This window comes from Sporosarcina sp. NCCP-2222, from assembly GCF_023168145.1.
In the GTDB taxonomy this organism is placed as follows: Bacteria; Bacillota; Bacilli; order Bacillales_A; family Planococcaceae; genus Sporosarcina.
The window spans coordinates 68,111-82,614 of the sequence record NZ_BQYK01000001.1 but is presented as its reverse complement, the minus strand read 5'-3'; the positions used below and the strand labels follow the sequence as shown (position 1 = coordinate 82,614).

The following is a 14,504-nucleotide window of genomic DNA, read 5'->3' as shown; positions in this document are numbered from 1 at the left end:
TAATGATCGGATACCCATTCGCCGTCCAACTTATTCCTGACATAGCATCTACTTTAGTCTAACGTCATCCCTTCTTTTATACCGTTCATTTATGTTGAATCAATTTGTCATAGCGTCTTGTAACCGATATACTCTGTAGTGGAACTATAAATAAAGGATGATGACCATGACGTTTGAAGAAATCTTACCTCGCTTGAAAGCTGGAGATAAAGTTATCCGAGAAGGCTGGGGCGGAGCTGAGCTTTACGTGAAATTAGTCGGCGAAAAAGAGCTTGACGGACTTAAATTAAACCCCTATTTCGTCATCAACGTAGAAGGGGAAGGCTACACAATGTTCACCCCGACAGTCTGCGACCTGCTGGCGGAAGACTGGAAAGTGGTCTGAGCCATTATTTGCAGAGCGCCACAGAATGATAAGTAACTCTAAAAATCATAAATGGAAAAACGCAGGTAAATCTCCTGCGTTTTTTCAATGGATCAGGTGTTCGTTTGGTTACATTGTCGTTCATTTGGATTAATTGGCGTTCAGATTACTATATTGGCGTTCCTTTCGGCTTTTTTGGCGTTCCAGGCCAGTATTCAAACGCTGCACATCAGCAAGCTTATACAAATCGCGCGGATCTGGAATTGCAATGATAATATTGATGCGCTAAATAAAAAATTAAAAGTCCACAAAAAGGAGACACAACATGACATTCGAGGAGTTTGCCGGAAAGACGATATTTATTACGGGTGCTGGTTCTGGAATTGGACAAGCTCAGGCAGTTGCCTTTTTAGAAAATGGGGCGAATGTTTTTGGGCTGGATGTAGATATGGCCGGCTTGGAAATTATCCGACAACAATTTCCTTCACGTTTTCAATATAAGAGAGGTGATGTGCGGAGCAAGCGGGACATCCAAGAAGCTGTGGAATCGGCGATATCCTGTTTTCAGCACATCCATATTTTATTGAATACAGCCGGCGTGCTGGACAGTTTTTCGAAGACACTTGAGACGGATGAAGAGCTGTGGGACCGCATCATGGATACTAATGTTAAAGGGACCTACTTGGTGACAAATTGTGTGTTGCCTCATATGCTAAAGCGGTCATCCGGAACGGTAATCAATATGGCTTCGATTGCCGGTTTAGTCGCAGGCGGTGGCGGGGCTGCTTATACGGCTTCCAAGCATGCGATCGTCGGTTATACAAAGCAATTAGATTATGATTATTGCAGGTCTGGTATCCGGGCGAATGCGATTGCGCCTGGTGCGATCCAAACCCCGATGAATGCTGCAGATTTCGAAGGGGACGGGGCAATGGCAAAGTGGGTGGCTGAGGAGACGCCTGCCGGCCGCTGGGCACAGCCATCGGAAGTCGCGAATCTCACTCTGTTCTTGGCAAGTAAGGCGTCCGATTATATGCATGGTGCTGTCGTGCCGATCGATGGCGGGTGGATTGCGAAATAGCCGTATTCATCAATCCTGATTTCTGTTATACTACCCAAGTAAGCTTTTTCGGCTTGCACTGCGGCACTTCGTTCAGATAACTGATCTGACTTCCTTTGGCCGCAGTTATGACTAAAATGGCAAGACTGCCGTTTTACAAAGGAGAAATCATGATGAATACGACTTCCTTCAAGGAAACCCCTCAATCCACTGTCAGTGAGGTGTCCAAAACTGCGATCGTCGCAGCTTTATACGTCGCTGTCACCCTTCTGCTCTCGGTCATCAGCTTTGGAGCCGTTCAGCTCCGCCTTTCGGAAATGTTCAATTATCTAGCATTGCTCCACAAACGGTATATTATTGCGGTGACGCTTGGCGTCACTTTGGCCAACTTCATGTCTCCGACGTGGATTCTAGATGTACCCATCGGCGGTATTGCTACGTTTCTTGTTTTACTGATCAGCCGCGCAGCGACCAAGAAAATCAAAAGTATGGTTTTACAATTTGCGGTGACTGCGCTTATTTTTGCTTTTTCTATGTTCACCGTAGCCGGACAATTGACTGTCATGTATGGTGCGCCGTTCTGGCCGACTTGGCTAACTGTAGGGATTGGCGAGTTACTATCCATGACTGTTGGCGGAATGATTGTCTACTCCTTGCAAAAGAAAATAGATTTTACGAAATAGAGCAGAAAGTACATCCTTTGTTATGAGGATGTGCTTTTTACTATTAGTAGGACTTATCTCATGAAGTAGACATCCATAATTAGCAAATCTTCTAGTCTATTCAACTCCTTTTACTCACTTGGCAGTTATTTATATTGATTCTTATCTAATAGTTTATGTATAGTGGGGAAGTTGTAGAAATAATAAAGGAGTGGAATACATATGATAAAGAAATTAAGCACAATGGTGCTCGTCGCAATTTTGGGTACTTCATTGGCCGCCTGCGGAGATGAAAAACAAGAGGATGCTGCGAAAGGGAAAGACAATGCTACATCGGTTCAAAGCGATAGTGACAAAGCGGAAAAGGACGATCAGAGTAAGACAACTGCCTCAGAATTAAAAGAAGATCAACTCGGTATGAATGCAGAACAGTTCCAGGAAGCTTTTAATAAGGCTGCTGAAAAAGTAGGAATTCAGTACCGGGTTGATCATTCTGAGTGGTCCGAGCCGAGAAGAGGTTTTCAGATTGTAGATATTAAATTTGACGAAGACTATCAAATCCAGTTGTTGGGCAATGAAGGGGAAAAGGATGTTCGGGCTCTCATGTTTGGTGCGGATGAGATGGATGAAACAGCAACACAAATTATCATGACTTTGATTCGTACCGTTGATACACAAGTGACGGAAGAAGAGATGGACGACATTCTGGGAGAGCTGAAGCTAGCAGATTCTCAAGAAAAACAGGAATATGCAATTACCGCTTCACATGGTTATCGTTTTATGTTGCGGAATGCTTCGATGATTGAGTTCATCATAGCAAATGAAGACGATCCATATATTACTGAAGAAAATTGGAAAGCTGGAGAGTTTTAATAAGAAAGCTTATCAGTAGTTCACCTGTATATCAGGTGGACTTTTTTATTACAAAACCAATCGACTTATCTGGAAGACTGCCATCCATCCTCCAGCAATGCAAGCGCGTCATACAGCAAATCCATGTCGTCGAGGATGACCGGCTTCAAAGTGGTGGGGGCAGCATGATATTCGTCGGCGAGATGCTGTAGTTCCCTTGTGAGTATAGACTGTTCGCACTCTTTCTGCATATGCACTACCTCCTAATAGAAATCATACCCAGAAAAATGGTTTGGCAAACTCATCCGCTACGGATCATCTAGTAGATTTCAAGATGATATATTATACTATTTAAAAGGTTTTGATAAATGAGGAGGATTTGATTGGAGATAATAGAAATTCCATTTACTAAAATGCATGGACTCGGCAACAGTTATATCTATGTCGATGCCTTCCAGCTTCCATTGCAGGAGGCTTGGCTTGCTCCCTTAGCAAGAGCTATATCGAATCCCAATACAGGCATCGGTTCTGACGGGTTGATCCTGATTCTGCCAAGTGATAAAGCCGACTGTGGTATGCGGATATTCAATAAGGATGGATCAGAAGGTCAAAGCTGCGGGAACGGCTTGCGCTGTGTCGCAGCATATGCAGTGAAACAAGAGATCGTTACGGCATCAAAATGTGCCATTCATACGAAAGCGGGGCGGACAGAGGCGGAAGTAATTTCGAAGAGCGGGCAAGAAAGTATTGTAAAGATCGATATGGGACCGCCAGTATTGAATAGGCGAAGCATCCCGATGACAGGAGAAGATGATGCATACGTGATATCGGAATCGTTCCCGTTAGGCGCTCATACATTAGAAGTGACAGCTCTCTTCATGGGAAATCCCCATGCGGTATTTTTTGTTGATGACATAGAAAGTGCTCCATTACAGGAAATCGGTTCGATTGTGACAGACGATTATCGATTTCCCGAGAGAGTAAATGTGGAATTTGTTGAGATTATTAATTCAAAAGAAATGAATTTCCGGGTGTGGGAGAGAGGATCGGGAATAACGGAAGCCTGTGGAACAGGTGCTTGCGCTGCAGTAGTGGCAGCTGTTTTAAATGGCTTTGCCGACCGCGATCAAGACATAACGGTTCATCTAAGTGGTGGAGACTTGAGTATCTGCTGGGCTTCAGACGGACATGTTTGGATGACGGGTCCCGCTGAATTTTCAGCCAGTGGAGTGTTCTATTGGAATAGGTAGTTATGAAAAGCTTTGTACTAAAAGAACAAGGGGGGATGCAGGGTGAAATGGAAGGCATATCGGTTTCCAATGTTATTATTGGCTTCGATTGTCATCGGTTCGGTAATTGGTTTAATTTTCGGGGAAAAGGCAAGTGTTCTGAAACCGTTTGGCGAGGTGTTTTTGAATTTATTGTTTATGGTTGTTGTTCCACTCGTATTTTTTTCAATAACTTCAGCAGTTGCCAATATGGAAAGCATGAGACGGTTGGGGAAAATCATGGGCTCCATGATAACTGTGTTTGTGATTACCGGAATTATCGCCTCGATTGTTATGCTGATTGCGGTCTTAGTATTTCCGGTCGGCACAGGAACTTCGATTCCATTAGTTGAACCGGAACAAGTGGAAAAGTTAACACTGTCACAACAATTAGTCAGTACATTTACTGTGCCTGATTTTGTTGAATTATTCAGCCGGAGGAACATGCTCGCACTCATCGTCTTCGCTGTGCTGGTTGGAGTGGCAACGAGTTTGGCGGGAGAAGCGGGGCGGCCGTTGGCAAAGTTCCTTTCAAGCGGTTCGGAAGTGTTCATGCGTGTTATCAAGCTGATTATGTATTATGCGCCAATTGGTTTAGCCGCCTATTTTGCAGCATTGATTGGTTCTTTCGGAGCCGAATTAATCGGTGATTATGCGCAAGCATTTCTCCTGTATTATCCTGTTTCATTTGCTTATTTTGCGATTGGATTCACACTCTATGCGTTTTTGGCAGGCGGACGAAAAGGAATTGCCCGCTTTTGGAAAAACATCTTAACGCCTGCCGCTACTGCATTAGGGACAGGAAGCAGTTTTGCCACGCTGCCAGTCAATTTGCAGGCGGCCAAAAAAATTGGGGTACCAAAAGACATTCGTGAAACCGTCCTGCCGTTAGGAGCAACGATTCATATGGATGGTTCCTGTTTATCCGCTATGTTGAAGATCGCTTTTGTATTCGGCGTGTTTAACATGGACTTTACAGGTATCGGTACATTTTTAACTGCTATCGGAATTTCCTTGCTGTCGGGAGTTGTCATGAGCGGGATTCCAGGTGGAGGTTTCATTGGCGAAATGGTCATCGTTACGATGTACGGTTTGCCGCTGGAAGCATTGCCGATTATCTCTGCGATCGGTGTTGTCGTTGATCCACCGGCTACGATGGTGAATGCGACGGGCGATACTGTCGCAAGTATGATTGTATCCAGGCATGTAGAGGGCAAAGAGTGGATGGAGTCGGAAGCCGCAATCGAATAATTACAATCAAGACCGCCTCTTTCAAAAGAAGCGGTCTTGTCATTCTTCACCGAAAAAAGAGTAAAACGGTTCCTTATTGAGCTCGTTTAAATTTAACTGAAAGGTGAATTCTTCCTTTGTTTTTTTATTCATTTGATAAATAACGAAGGGAATGTGATGTTCATTTGCAACTTGTTGAATTCGAGTAGATATATTTATGTCTTCCTCACTTAAATGGAAAGTATATGTCGTTTCCTGATTATCCACCGTTAAGAAGGTCATCTTCCAGTAAAAGTAAGTATCGTCGGTCGGGTCGCTTATAGAAGCATATTTAACTGTAGGAAGTACTGTAATCTCTCTAATGTCATCATATGATATGGTTTCTGTTTCTCCTTTCCAACTGTGAGAAAGAAGACCCTGTTCCGCGTGGATTCCGCGATAATCACTCCACATGATATATTGGTAAGAAATAAAACCGATAACGATCAAGATAGAAAGGGAGCCGGCTATCCATTTTCCTCTTTTCGGTAAATCCATGAAGGGAAAGGTGAATATCAACAATATAAGTATTATAAAACCGATGGTAAGATCAGCACCTGATGCTTCCGAATAAGATTCATACAGGATAAAATGCTGATTGGCAAACGTCTCTCTTTTCAACTCTTCATAGCCATCCAATGATAAAAAGAGCGCCGGTACGATAACAAGACAGTAAATGAACCCCCAAATGTAGAGAATGCCGCTCTTCCTGAATTGATCCCTTCCGACCCGAATCATTTGCCCAAGTATGTAAAGAGGCAATCCGATTAGAAAGACCCCGATGAGGGCCGCGTTAAAATCTGATGAAATGTCTAGAAGTGTTCCGACAGATATCAGCAAACTCAGGATAACCAGAAACATCCCTACTCGCTTATTCATCCTTCCACCTCCCTCTATACAAACATGATCTGACCTAACCCCAATCAGTCGTAGCCGATTGCCCTTGGTAATTATACGATCCATTTTCAACTCGGTTTCACAAAACATTGTGCAGAAAAGAAAGTACCTATGAGCTGCCTTTAAAGGCCAATTCCCATAGGTACTTTTGTCGATTTAAACTTGATTCGCATGCAAGCGGGCAAATGTCCCGCCCTGTTCGACAAGCTCTGAATAAGTCCCTTCTTCTTCAATGCCGTTCGGGGTCACTACGATCACCCGGTCAGCATTCCGGATTGTCGTCAAACGATGGGCAATGACAAGCGTCGTACGGTTTTCGGACAATTCCTCGAGAGACTGCTGAATAATCCGTTCGGTTTCTGTATCGAGCGCAGAAGTTGCTTCATCCAATATGAGGATCGGAGGATTTTTCAAGAACATCCGTGCGATGGCAAGACGCTGTTTCTGCCCGCCCGATAATTTTAGGCCCCGTTCGCCGATTTGTGTTTCATAGCCATCCGGCAGATTAGCAATGAACTCTTCTAAATGAGCCCGTTTAGCTGCTTCGTAAATTTCTTCATCGGAAGCTGCAAGATGGCCATAGGCGATGTTTTCCTTCACTGTTCCGGTGAATAAGAACACATCTTGCTGAACAATACCGATTTGGCTGCGAAGAGATCTCTGTGTCATGCGACGGATGTCAAGCCCGTCAATTTCAATTCGACCCTCATTAACATCATAAAATCTTGGAATGAGAGAACAAATCGTCGTCTTACCAGCACCTGACGGACCAACAAACGCTACTGTTTGTCCAGCTTTGATCGATAGGCTGATATTATTCAAGACTGGTTTGTTATTGTCATACCCAAAGGTGACATTAGTCAGTTTGACATCTCCATTCAAATGAGGGACATCAATCGCATCTGTAGCATCTTTAATTTCTGGCTCCTGGCTGATTAACTCCTGAAAACGAGAAAATCCTGCCATCCCTTTTGGATACAATTCAAGAAGAGCACTGATCTTGTCAATCGGTTTCGTTAATATATTCACAAAAAGTATAAAGCTGACAAGTTCACCGTAGGTCAGTTTTTCATTAATAAAGAACCAAGCCCCTACAACAAGCACGATGAGTGTCATAAGTCGGGTCGACATATAAATGGAAGATGTAGTCCATGACATGACTTTATAAGCGACCAGTTTTGCTAAACGGAAATTGCCGTTGTCCCGGTTAAAACGCTGCATCTCGAAATCTTCATTTGTGAAAGATTTTACAACACGAGAGCCCGAAACAGAATCTTCGACACGGCCGTTTACTTCCGCTATTTTGCCATACATATTATGCCAGGCAGCGTTCATTTTCTTATTGCAATAGGTGACGATAACGATAAGCAAAGGCACCATGACCAGCGTGATTAACGCAAGTTCCGGATTAATAGTATACATAATGCCGAATGCCCCGGCGATGGTCATCACAACGATGAATGCATCTTCCGGTCCGTGATGTGCAAATTCACCAATATCGAAAAGGTCTGTCGTAATCCGAGTCATAATATGGCCTGTTTTTGTATTATCAAAAAAACGAAACGATTGTTTTTGAACGTGATCGAACAATTCTCTCCGCATATCCGTCTCAATATTGATGCCGAGTTTATGGCCAAGATAGCTGACGATATACTGCAGAAAAGTGCTGAGGCAATAAACAAGCAGCAATAGAATGCTGACTGTCGTAATCCGTCCCCAATCGCCTGAGGGCAACAGGGAATCGATGAACCACTGAACTGCAAGTGGGAAAGCCAATTCAAGCAATGCAACGAAAACAGCACTTGAAAAGTCGATGATGAATAAACGCCGATGTGGTTTGTAATAAGAGAAAAATTGTTTGAGCATGGTTGATTCCTTTCTTAGTTAACGATGCGACTCCATCTCTTCGTCGCGAATATAGTTATCTAGACACGTTTGGCAGATGCAAGTCTTTCGAATTTCTTCTTCCGGCACGAGCAAAAAAACACCTTCCGGAAAGGTTTTTTCAGTACACCAACACGATCCCATGGATTTATCCTGATTATTGCAACAGTGATTCGGGCCATGACAGATCGGGCAGAGTTCCGCCATCTATTCTTCCTCCTTTTCAATGTGTGTTGAAACTTCTCAAATGTAGAGAAGGGTAGTGTCAGGATGTACATTCAGAAGATTCATTCCCTAATCCTTGTACTAGTCTACCATTTATTGCAGATGATTAGTGAGGAAACCGAAATAAAAAAATCTGCCACCGTAGCAGCAGAAAATGTTTAATACAATTCACGTTTCCGTATGGAGCGTCTTACCTGAAAGTGATTTATGGCGATGGAGCCAATGAATGACGAGTTCAGCCACAAGTATGCTGTACGCCGCATGACTGAGCGTCCAATAAAGCCAGGCTTCCGCATCATTGGCCGCAGGCGGTTTATCGGACAAGGCTGTCAAGAAATATAGGATGCCGCTGCCCGCCGTATAGGTAAGAAAGTAGGGGAGTATGCGCTTTTCCAATTGAACCAAACTCAGGATGAAATAAAGACCGACAACACTGGCGATACAGAAGACAAAATGAAAAGAAATTCCAATGATTGGATATGATTCCCATTTACTTAGAATTGGTATATAATCGACATTATATAGGAGGGTGTACGCTTTATTGCCCGTGGCGACATACACTAGTTGCAAGAGACCGGCAAGTAGGACGCCTGCCAGAATCCCGATGATTACCAGCCTGCTGATTACCTTCAATATGAGTCACCTCGTCATTTTTTGTATTAAATTCCCGAAGGAGAAAATAGTAAACATACAACAGGGGGTAGAGTTTATGGAAAATGCATATAAGGAAACATTCGACCGTTTTGCCATATACCTGTTTGCTTCCTTTTTATCACCCGTATTATTCGCCGTGTGCTTCTCTTTTTATTCTCAACTAATATTGGAAAGTTCCTGGACCTTTTTATCAATGTTCATCTTGGCTGCTATTTTTACCTTTCCTATCTTTTTGGTTGGAGTCTTTCCTATTTCCTTGTTTATCGACTTTTCTAATATAGGTAAATCGCTGTCAGTTTGGAAGAAAGGTATATGCTATGCTTGTAGCGGTGGAGTTATAGGATGTATTGCAGGAATTTGGGTATTCGGAGCAAGTGAGGCATTCACGTACCTGCTAGCAGCTGTTTATGGCATCGTTGGAGGACTTCTTCATTTCTTTATTTTATTTTTCTTAAAAAGAATCTTTCGGTGAAGAGACATAAAGTAAAAGCATTCCGTCTTTCCATGGAAAGATGGAATGCTTTTTTAATATAATTTGACAGCAGGGATAGTAACTTGATTCTTAAATAGGCACAAAAGTCATGCCGGAAAGTGTTTTGCTAATCACTTGCTCGCCATCTTCTGCCCAGCTGGATTTCTTCTCGATCGGGGCATCCTTGTCGACAGGTTTCTGGAATTGTTCCAAACCAGTCACAGTTAGAACCGGGCTTTCTTCTTCGTCGAGCCCAATATTAAGGATATGCTTAATAATAAATGGTTTTTTAAATAGCAGAAGGGCATCTTGTTGATCGAGTTCCCCTTGAATGACATCGAATGGGCAACGTAAGTAAATGGTCACACCGCCCTGTTTGTACAATATTTTATCAAATAAGCCTTGGTCATAATCCCAATTTCCCAATATCAATCCCTGGTCTCCAAAATGTTCGCATATTTCCCCGTAATACGCCTGTTTACCTTCCAGTTCTGTTTCTGTTAAAAATAACATGAAGATCAATCCCTTCGTTTGCTGATTCTTCCGTCTTTACCCAATCGATAGGTTTATAAACTGCTAACTTGGCTGAGGGGTCTCACTTATGCAAAGAAAAAGACGGATGTTGTAGATGTTCAAGACGGTGTGGTTGCGATATGATAGGAGGATAAGTATATATAGGTCAAAAGGAATGAGTAAGATGACTTTCAAAGAGAAACGAACAGTGCAAATTTTACAAGCTGCTTATAAAGTGTTTGTAGAAAAAGGGTTTGAATGGGCCACCATGCAGGACGTAGCAGAGGAAGCAGGACTTGGTGTCGCCACAGTCTTCCGTTATTTTCCGAAGAAAAACAAACTAATTATCTCGGTTATTGTTAAGCTGTTGCAAGAGAGGCTATCATCCTTTGATCGGATTTACGAAAGTGAAGGCACCTGCTATGAGAAATTTGAAATGCTGTTAAATCATTTCATTAAAGTGAGTGACTCCGTGCTGTGGAATGATATGAAGTTGCTCGAGGCGTTCGAGACGTACGCGGCATTTGCGCAGGAACCGTTGGAGGATATCGCAGACTACCACCAGGCGTACGCAAATATTACCAACGTAATTTTAAAAATCATTGAGGAGGGCAAGCATGACGGCTCCATTCGTTCCGATGTGGCAAATGCGGAAACACTTGGGGCCATCTCGAATATATTTGGCTTGTTTACACGAAAGCTATCTTTCTTTGAAAGTGTCCAGATGGGGGATATGGTCATTTTACCGATTGAACAGGCCTTGCGGATTCGGGATATCTTTCTCGACTATTTGAAGCCAGTGAATTGAAAGGACGGGAGAATGGGAAAATGAAGATACATACAGGTCCTGCAGTTTCCTTAAGGCGATTGGCAATGGAGGATTTTGAAACTGTTACAGAGTGGAGCCGTGATGAGCTCTTCTGTTTGGCGAATGGTTGGGAAATTAATCGGCAACCTGAGGAGATGCTCAGCTGGTGGACACGATGCGTAGAAGGAATTTCTGAAGACTTTATTCGACTGGGATTGGAATACGAAGATCAATTAATCGGTTATGCTGATTTAGTAATAGGCAAAGAGGAAAGCGCTGAATTGGGCATTGCTATCGGTAATCGAATGATATGGGGAAAGGGGATCGGCGTTTTGGCATCCCAGTTAATGATGGAGTATGCCGTGAAAGAACGGGGAGTCCGTTCATTTCATGCAGAAACACATGAATCCAATCAACGTGCCCGCCGGATGCTGGAGAAGTTAAATTTCCAGGAAGTAAGCCGAAATGGTATGGATGAGTATAAAGGCGAGGTTAGCCGTCTATTGCAATTTTCGTTGGATATAATCGATTAAAAAGAGGGAAACCGGTGTGCATCGGTTTCCCTCTTTTTTGACTCGAAATTAAGTCTCTAGTCAAAACTTGTTATCCTACTCGAAATGTTAGACAGTGACGCCTTCAATTTCATTAATTTTGCCAGCAATCGCTTCAGTCAACTGTTGAGCGGTTTCAGGCACGAAATTCTTAAGTATTGTATTAATCATCGCACCCATCATGCCACCTGCCGTAATATCCAAATGACCAGTCATGCGTGTCGCTGCATCTGTGATTTTTTCCGCTTCGAAATAGCCGCCACCCGTGAAATTATCGGAAAGGCCTTTCAAGTCAAATGTGACTTTTGATGGTTCGATCCACTCTAGAATGTCAATTTGGAGCTTGACGGTTTTCTTCATAAAGCCCAAATCTCCTTTGAATTTCCATGTAGATTGCTTTTCGCTTAAAATTTCGTGCTCAATATATCCAGGAACAAGAGGCGCCCAGTTGTTCATGTCGCTTACAAAGTTCCAGATGTTTTCGATAGGTACTTGCAATTCTACTGTATGTGTTCCGTTTGGCATGTTCATTCACTCTTTCTATTGTAATTATAATGCTAATGCTTCCGCTTCTTTGATTTCACGTGCTTCCTTGGCGCCAACTTCTTTGCCGACGATATAGCCCATTGTCATGGCTGGTCCGATAGTTCCGCCAGCACTTGTGTAGACTGGACCTAAAATACCCATTGCGGCATTGCCCGCTGCGTACAGCCCATCAATCACATTACCGCGAAGGCTGATAACTTCGCCTTTTTCATTGATGCGCGGTCCGCCATTAGTTCCAAGTGCTCCGAGATGGACAGGTATCGCATAGAAAGGACCTTTTTCAATCTTTCCTAGGTTCGCTTCCGCGTTTCCACCGCCTCCAAGAATGTTCTCGAAGTGGGTTGTCCCACGATGGAAGTCTGGATCTACACCGTTTTCCACATGCTCATTCCATCGGGCAACTGAAGCTTCCAAACCGTCTGGGTTAACACCGATTTTCTCCGCCAGCTCACGTAAGGAATCTGCACGATCGACCCATTCAGGAGCCTCTTCGCCAGGCATCATCGTGATAATCATCTGGGAATCCTTCAATTGTTGATCAAAGATCATCCAGTTTGGCGCTTCGTTCGGATATTCAAGTGCGACAGGATCGTACTCGAAGAACGAACGAGGTAGATCATTGTATGTAGTGCCCTCGTGTGCAAAACGTTTTCCGTGCTTGTTCACGATAATGCTATTCGGGCCAAAACGCCCGCCGCCTGTCTGATTCATAACATGGTCTTCATACTCGAACGTCGGATCTTGCATTGTCGGATAATACCAAGCTTCCGTCATGTTGCCGAGTGCGGCACCCGCTTCCATTGCCATGATTAGTCCGTCGCCTTCGTTTCCTGGAGGGGACATTGGGTGGGTGACATGGCCTTTTAGGAATGTTTTAATCAATTCCTGATTCCATTCAAAGCCACCAGAAGCAAGTACGACGCCTTTTCGTGCTCCGATGAAGATTTTTTCTCCATCTTTTTCAGCAACGACTCCAATGACCTTGCCTTCGTCATCAAGGACAAGCTCTTTACCTGGTGTGTTCAGTTGGATATCAATGCCGCGTTCAAGGGCACCCTTTAATAATGCACCAATCAGTGAACGGCCCATTGTGACAATATTGTTTTCCATCCGCTCCGCAATTTTCATAAAATCAATACCGCCTACTGCGCCGCCTTCTGCTAGTGTGAGTGGAGGAAATACAGGGTTTTGGCGTACGAGCGGCCCCCATTCGCCAACTTGGTTCAAGTCGAATGGTTCCGGATCTAATGATCGCGTACCGTTTTTCAACGCTTCCGGAAGGTGTCCGTAGTATTCGGAATAGCCCTTTGGCGTCGCAAAACGAACGGGTGTGTTTTCATGTAAATAGTCGATCATGACGTGGCCATTGTCGACGAAAAGATCGATAAACTTTGGATCCGGCTCCTTACCTTGCGTGAGTCTTTTAATGAATGTAATAGCGGATTCACGGTCATCCTCAATTCCTGCTTCTTTCATGTAACGGTTCATCGGAATCCAAGGTACACCACCTGAAAATGCAGTCGTCCCGCCAACTTGATGAGTTTTTTCCAACATTAACACTTCCGCACCTTGATCTGCTGCCAAAACAGCAGAGACAAATGCAGCACCTCCAGTACCGAGTACGACGACATCAACTTCATGATCCCATGTTGCCGGTCTATTTGCAGGCATAATTAATCCCCCAATTCTTTACTATTCTAGTTTTTTTATAAATGATAGTGACGCTATCATTAGGTACAGTGTACTGCAACATATTCAGTAAAATCAATAAGAATTTGATTAAATTTACCTAGTTTTATTTAAGTATATAGACTTATTTTGAGATTAAATTTTATTTTTTCATATAAGTCGATTTTTATTGTTTCTGTTTTTAAATGGCATAAACAATGGATAAAAAGTGGGAGAATGGACAGCCTATCTAATAGGGAGGAGATTGTATTATGTATTCAGGAGAAGGCAGTTATGTAAAAGGTTTTTTTGTCAAATGGCTCATGACTCTTGCTATTCTTTGGATCATCTTGACTGGCATTTATAACGTCCCTATTGTGAGTACTCTTTTGATCAGCATCGTTGTAACAGGAATAGGTTATGCAGCAGATATTTTTGTCATGCCTTTTCTCGGAAACCCGCTGGCTGCAGCAGGAGATTTTATACTTAGTGCAGTTATTATTTGGGTGATGGGCTTCTTTCTGTTTCCAGCTACAGACGGGCATTTGCTCATATCCCTCATAAGCAGTGCAGTACTCGCATTAGGCGAGCTTGCTTTCCACCGCTATATGGCAACCAGTGTATTTGATCAAGAGACGAACTCAGAACCATGGGCTGATAATCATCCGTACTTTGATTATGACAGAAATTTGCGGGCAGAATTCGGTGAGGAGTTTGATATGGACGAAATGCGCCGAGCTCATGAAAAACGAGAAAAAATGAAAAAAGAAAATGAAAAAGAGAACCCGTAAAATTGCGGGTTCTCTTTTTT

Annotated in this window: 19 protein-coding genes; 11 read left to right on the top strand and 8 right to left on the bottom strand. The window is 43.3% G+C overall.

All coding sequences use genetic code 11. The annotated features are described in order from the left end of the window. Positions 1-166 precede the first annotated feature (166 nt). The 5 genes from NCCP2222_RS00485 (at position 167) to NCCP2222_RS00465 (ending at position 2,959) form a co-directional block, all read left to right on the top strand. A complete protein-coding gene (locus tag NCCP2222_RS00485) occupies positions 167-385 on the top strand; it encodes a DUF2829 domain-containing protein (protein WP_248508567.1) in 219 nt (72 codons plus the stop codon). 104 nt (positions 386-489) lie between these two features. Then, complete coding sequence (locus NCCP2222_RS00480) at positions 490-636, top strand: hypothetical protein (RefSeq protein ID WP_248508565.1); 147 nt, start codon at positions 490-492, stop codon at positions 634-636. Between the two features lie 53 nt (positions 637-689). After that, on the top strand, positions 690-1,445 hold the full coding sequence (locus NCCP2222_RS00475) for a 3-oxoacyl-ACP reductase (RefSeq protein ID WP_248508563.1): 756 nt from the start codon (positions 690-692) through the stop codon (positions 1,443-1,445). 152 nt (positions 1,446-1,597) lie between these two features. After that, entirely contained in the window at positions 1,598-2,107 is a 510-nt protein-coding gene (locus NCCP2222_RS00470; RefSeq protein WP_248508561.1) for a QueT transporter family protein, read from the top strand. 201 nt (positions 2,108-2,308) lie between these two features. Further along, positions 2,309-2,959: a hypothetical protein gene (locus NCCP2222_RS00465; protein WP_248508553.1), complete on the top strand. Its 651-nt coding sequence runs from the start codon at positions 2,309-2,311 to the stop codon at positions 2,957-2,959. Positions 2,960-3,024: 65 nt separating this feature from the next. Here NCCP2222_RS00465 and NCCP2222_RS00460 read toward each other — a convergent pair whose 3' ends face one another. Then, on the bottom strand, positions 3,025-3,189 hold the full coding sequence (locus NCCP2222_RS00460; RefSeq protein ID WP_248508551.1) for a hypothetical protein: 165 nt from the start codon (positions 3,187-3,189) through the stop codon (positions 3,025-3,027). Between the two features lie 138 nt (positions 3,190-3,327). Between NCCP2222_RS00460 and dapF the strand changes: the two genes are divergently transcribed. Together dapF and NCCP2222_RS00450 are read left to right on the top strand one after the other, a co-directional pair. Then, on the top strand, positions 3,328-4,188 hold the full coding sequence (gene dapF, locus NCCP2222_RS00455) for a diaminopimelate epimerase (RefSeq protein WP_248509748.1): 861 nt from the start codon (positions 3,328-3,330) through the stop codon (positions 4,186-4,188). Between the two features lie 69 nt (positions 4,189-4,257). Continuing rightward, on the top strand, positions 4,258-5,457 hold the full coding sequence (locus tag NCCP2222_RS00450) for a dicarboxylate/amino acid:cation symporter (protein WP_248509739.1): 1,200 nt from the start codon (positions 4,258-4,260) through the stop codon (positions 5,455-5,457). Positions 5,458-5,496: 39 nt separating this feature from the next. Here NCCP2222_RS00450 and NCCP2222_RS00445 read toward each other — a convergent pair whose 3' ends face one another. From NCCP2222_RS00445 to NCCP2222_RS00430, 4 genes are all read right to left on the bottom strand, one after another. After that, complete coding sequence (locus NCCP2222_RS00445; RefSeq protein ID WP_248508549.1) at positions 5,497-6,354, bottom strand: hypothetical protein; 858 nt, start codon at positions 6,352-6,354, stop codon at positions 5,497-5,499. Positions 6,355-6,528: 174 nt separating this feature from the next. Beyond that, on the bottom strand, positions 6,529-8,238 hold the full coding sequence (locus NCCP2222_RS00440) for an ABC transporter ATP-binding protein (RefSeq protein ID WP_248508548.1): 1,710 nt from the start codon (positions 8,236-8,238) through the stop codon (positions 6,529-6,531). An 18-nt stretch (positions 8,239-8,256) separates the two neighbouring features. Continuing rightward, positions 8,257-8,463, bottom strand: a complete 207-nt coding sequence (locus tag NCCP2222_RS00435) for a cysteine-rich CWC family protein (RefSeq protein WP_282570619.1) — start codon at positions 8,461-8,463, stop codon at positions 8,257-8,259. 186 nt (positions 8,464-8,649) lie between these two features. Then, entirely contained in the window at positions 8,650-9,114 is a 465-nt protein-coding gene (locus NCCP2222_RS00430) for a hypothetical protein (RefSeq protein WP_248508546.1), read from the bottom strand. A gap of 76 nt (positions 9,115-9,190) precedes the next feature. Between NCCP2222_RS00430 and NCCP2222_RS00425 the strand changes: the two genes are divergently transcribed. Next, the gene (locus NCCP2222_RS00425; protein WP_248508544.1) at positions 9,191-9,607 is read left to right on the top strand and encodes a hypothetical protein; all 417 of its coding nucleotides are present in this window, start codon (positions 9,191-9,193) and stop codon (positions 9,605-9,607) included. Positions 9,608-9,697: 90 nt separating this feature from the next. On the opposite strand, the gene NCCP2222_RS00420 is transcribed toward NCCP2222_RS00425, so the two are convergent. Continuing rightward, complete coding sequence (locus NCCP2222_RS00420) at positions 9,698-10,120, bottom strand: YugN family protein (RefSeq protein WP_248508542.1); 423 nt, start codon at positions 10,118-10,120, stop codon at positions 9,698-9,700. Positions 10,121-10,328: 208 nt separating this feature from the next. Here NCCP2222_RS00420 and NCCP2222_RS00415 point away from each other — a divergent pair, with 208 nt between their 5' ends. Then, positions 10,329-10,928 (top strand): TetR/AcrR family transcriptional regulator, encoded by a 600-nt coding sequence (locus tag NCCP2222_RS00415; RefSeq protein ID WP_248508540.1) that lies wholly within the window; start codon positions 10,329-10,331, stop codon positions 10,926-10,928. 20 nt (positions 10,929-10,948) lie between these two features. Continuing rightward, positions 10,949-11,461, top strand: a complete 513-nt coding sequence (locus NCCP2222_RS00410) for a GNAT family N-acetyltransferase (RefSeq protein ID WP_248508538.1) — start codon at positions 10,949-10,951, stop codon at positions 11,459-11,461. Between the two features lie 87 nt (positions 11,462-11,548). Here NCCP2222_RS00410 and NCCP2222_RS00405 read toward each other — a convergent pair whose 3' ends face one another. After that, complete coding sequence (locus NCCP2222_RS00405; RefSeq protein WP_248508536.1) at positions 11,549-12,004, bottom strand: SRPBCC family protein; 456 nt, start codon at positions 12,002-12,004, stop codon at positions 11,549-11,551. Between the two features lie 24 nt (positions 12,005-12,028). Further along, positions 12,029-13,696 carry an FAD-binding protein gene (locus NCCP2222_RS00400; protein ID WP_248508534.1) on the bottom strand — a complete coding sequence of 556 codons (1,668 nt, stop codon included), beginning with the start codon at positions 13,694-13,696 and terminating at the stop codon, positions 12,029-12,031. A gap of 269 nt (positions 13,697-13,965) precedes the next feature. Between NCCP2222_RS00400 and NCCP2222_RS00395 the strand changes: the two genes are divergently transcribed. Beyond that, positions 13,966-14,484: a DUF2512 family protein gene (locus NCCP2222_RS00395; RefSeq protein ID WP_248508532.1), complete on the top strand. Its 519-nt coding sequence runs from the start codon at positions 13,966-13,968 to the stop codon at positions 14,482-14,484. The last annotated feature ends 20 nt before the right edge of the window (positions 14,485-14,504 follow it).

What these genes read in the sequence shown, in the direction of transcription:
- NCCP2222_RS00485 (WP_248508567.1), top strand. Translation starts at nt 167, where the DNA reads ATGACGTTTGAAGAAATCTTACCTCGCTTGAAAGCTGGAGATAAAGTT.
- NCCP2222_RS00475 (WP_248508563.1), top strand. Translation starts at nt 690, where the DNA reads ATGACATTCGAGGAGTTTGCCGGAAAGACGATATTTATTACGGGTGCT.
- NCCP2222_RS00470 (WP_248508561.1), top strand. Translation starts at nt 1,598, where the DNA reads ATGAATACGACTTCCTTCAAGGAAACCCCTCAATCCACTGTCAGTGAG.
- NCCP2222_RS00465 (WP_248508553.1), top strand. Translation starts at nt 2,309, where the DNA reads ATGATAAAGAAATTAAGCACAATGGTGCTCGTCGCAATTTTGGGTACT.
- NCCP2222_RS00460 (WP_248508551.1), bottom strand. Translation starts at nt 3,189, where the DNA reads ATGCAGAAAGAGTGCGAACAGTCTATACTCACAAGGGAACTACAGCAT.
- NCCP2222_RS00450 (WP_248509739.1), top strand. Translation starts at nt 4,258, where the DNA reads ATGTTATTATTGGCTTCGATTGTCATCGGTTCGGTAATTGGTTTAATT.
- NCCP2222_RS00445 (WP_248508549.1), bottom strand. Translation starts at nt 6,354, where the DNA reads ATGAATAAGCGAGTAGGGATGTTTCTGGTTATCCTGAGTTTGCTGATA.
- NCCP2222_RS00440 (WP_248508548.1), bottom strand. Translation starts at nt 8,238, where the DNA reads ATGCTCAAACAATTTTTCTCTTATTACAAACCACATCGGCGTTTATTC.
- NCCP2222_RS00435 (WP_282570619.1), bottom strand. Translation starts at nt 8,463, where the DNA reads ATGGCGGAACTCTGCCCGATCTGTCATGGCCCGAATCACTGTTGCAAT.
- NCCP2222_RS00425 (WP_248508544.1), top strand. Translation starts at nt 9,191, where the DNA reads ATGGAAAATGCATATAAGGAAACATTCGACCGTTTTGCCATATACCTG.
- NCCP2222_RS00420 (WP_248508542.1), bottom strand. Translation starts at nt 10,120, where the DNA reads ATGTTATTTTTAACAGAAACAGAACTGGAAGGTAAACAGGCGTATTAC.
- NCCP2222_RS00410 (WP_248508538.1), top strand. Translation starts at nt 10,949, where the DNA reads ATGAAGATACATACAGGTCCTGCAGTTTCCTTAAGGCGATTGGCAATG.
- NCCP2222_RS00405 (WP_248508536.1), bottom strand. Translation starts at nt 12,004, where the DNA reads ATGCCAAACGGAACACATACAGTAGAATTGCAAGTACCTATCGAAAAC.
- NCCP2222_RS00400 (WP_248508534.1), bottom strand. Translation starts at nt 13,696, where the DNA reads ATGCCTGCAAATAGACCGGCAACATGGGATCATGAAGTTGATGTCGTC.
- NCCP2222_RS00395 (WP_248508532.1), top strand. Translation starts at nt 13,966, where the DNA reads ATGTATTCAGGAGAAGGCAGTTATGTAAAAGGTTTTTTTGTCAAATGG.